The organism is Neisseria sp. P0009.S007, assembly GCF_051962515.1.
The window spans coordinates 1-250 of sequence record NZ_JBQCVF010001202.1; the positions used below are offsets into that span (position 1 = coordinate 1).

Sequence of the window (250 nt, forward strand, 5' to 3'; positions counted from 1 at the left end):
TTGATGGCGTTTTGGTCGGGATTGATCAAAATCTCGACGCGGCGGTTTTGGGCGCGGCCTTCGGCTGTGGCGTTAGATGCAATCGGATGGCGCGAGCCGTAGCCGGCGGTGGTCAGGCGCGAGCCGTTCACGCCGCGGGATTGCAGGTAATCGGCAACGGCAAGCGCGCGGTTGCGGGACAGCGGTTCGTTGATGGCATCATTGCCGGTGTTGTCGGTATGACCGTTAATCGTCAAGGTCGTGTCGGGAT

General features: G+C 61.2%; 1 protein-coding gene. It reads right to left on the reverse strand.

The window, feature by feature from the left end; all coding sequences use genetic code 11:
- The coding region (locus tag ACTHS3_RS18305; RefSeq protein WP_440368846.1) for an OmpA family protein at positions 1 to 250 on the reverse strand (250 nt) is incomplete at both ends.